A 1,853-nucleotide genomic window follows, 5' to 3' on the forward strand; every position below is an offset into this window, starting at 1 on the left:
CATGGGGGCGCACTAACGCTTTTGCGGGGGTGGGGGAAGCCCCGGGAACTTGGGGGGCGGCAACTCTTTCTTTGTCACTCCGCCATCAGCTTCGCGAGATCGTCTTTCCAGAATTTCGCCCATGTGTGCGTGCCGTGGCCCTTGGTCTCGGGGCTCGCGGGGATGAGGATGTAGCGCGCGCGAGGCATGCGCTTCACGCCGTCCTGCGGGTAGCTGTAGCCCGGCGGGTTGATGAAATCGTCGGCGGAGTTGATCCAGAGCAGCGGAACCTCGATCTTTTCGAGGTTCGGCCACGGGTTGTAATTGCGCGACGAATCAAGCTGATAGATGGTGTCGTTCGCATCGTTGCGACCGAAGGTGCGCGCGAAGGCTTCATCCTTGTATTTCTCGGCGGCGGCGCGCGTCGGATACTGCGCCTGCAGCGCATGGGGGTTCGCGCCGGCGATCATCGTCAGCGAGGCCGCGGTGCGGAGACCGCCGAGCGGCGGATCGGTGTAATTGCCGTCCTTCCACAGCGGGTCGGCCTTGATCGCGTCGATCGCGAGGGTGCGCCACATGCGGTTCTCGCCCGCGATCTCGACCGGCTGGCACGCGAAGGGCGCGAGGCGTTCGGCGAAGCCCGGATGCGTCTCGCCCCAGACGAAGGCGTGCATGCACCCCATCGAGGTGCCGAGGATCAGCTTCAGGCGCTTCACCCCGAGCTTCCCGGTGAGCATCCGGTATTGCGCGGCGACCATGTCGTCATAGTCGTATTTCGGGAATTTCATCCGCAGGCCGTCGCTCGGCTTCGACGAGCCGCCGTGACCGATATTGTCGGGCAGGACGATGTAATATCTGCCGGTGTCGAGCGGCTGGCCGGGGCCGAAGAGCTCGTTCGCGAACTGCGGCTGGAAGAATTGCCTGCCGGTACCGCCGGTGCCGTGAAGGATCATCACGGCGTTGGTGACATGGCCTGCCGCGTCGCGCTGCGGCGTGCCGAGCGTGGTGTAGTGAAGTTTCAGCTCGGGCAGCTTCTCGCCGCTGGCGAAGGTGAAATCCTTGAGGATCGCGTCGCCTTCGACGGCGCCTGCGATCGTCCGGGCGTGGGCGGGAGCGATGCCGGCGAGCAGCAGGGCGATCGGAGCGATGATCTTGCGCATGGGCGGCGACGCTAGCGTGCCGCCGAACAAGGTCAAGCTTACTGCCCGTATCCCGGCGTTCCGGCAAGTCGCACCGCCTCGCGCGCGGCCGCGAAGAGCGCGCCGGCCTTGGCCTCGCACTCGCGCTGTTCGTAGGCGGGGTCGCTGTCGGCGACGATGCCCGCGCCCGCCTGGACGTGCATCTCGCGGTCCTTCACGATCGCGGTGCGGAGCACGATGCAGCTGTCCATATTGCCGTCGGGCGCGAAATAGCCGACGCCGCCCGCGTAAGGCCCGCGTGCATCGGCCTCGAGTTCGGCGATGATCTGGCAGGCGCGGACCTTGGGCGCGCCGCTGACAGTGCCGGCCGGGAAACCCGCGAACAGCGCGTCGATCGCGTCCTTGTCGGGCGCGATGCGGCCGATGACGTTCGAGACGATGTGCATGACGTGGCTGTAATATTCGACCGTATAGCTGTCGGTGACGGTCACGCTGCCGCCCACCGCGGCGCGGCCGACGTCGTTGCGGCCAAGGTCGAGCAGCATCAGATGCTCGGCGCGTTCCTTGGGATCGGCGAGCAGGCTGTCGCGGTTCTCGACGTCCTCGGCGCTCGTGCGGCCGCGCGGGCGGGTGCCGGCGATCGGACGGATCGTGATTTCGCCGTCGCGGACCCGGACGAGAATCTCGGGCGACGAACCGATCAGCGCGAAGCCGGGGAGGTCGAGGAAATAGAGG

The 1,853-nt window shown here is 66.7% G+C and carries 2 protein-coding genes; both read right to left on the reverse strand.

Annotated features, from left to right (window positions below):
* Nucleotides 1-74: 74 nt before the first annotated feature.
* Nucleotides 75-1,139 (reverse strand): alpha/beta fold hydrolase, encoded by a 1,065-nt coding sequence (locus JHC57_RS22320; protein WP_294032746.1) that lies wholly within the window; start codon nt 1,137-1,139, stop codon nt 75-77.
* Between the two features lie 38 nt (nt 1,140-1,177).
* The coding region (locus JHC57_RS22325) for a chorismate-binding protein (RefSeq protein WP_294032747.1) at nt 1,178-1,853 on the reverse strand (676 nt) is incomplete at its 5' end.

The sequence above is a fragment of the Sphingopyxis sp. genome (genome assembly GCF_016463645.1).
Lineage (GTDB): Bacteria > Pseudomonadota > Alphaproteobacteria > Sphingomonadales > Sphingomonadaceae > Sphingopyxis.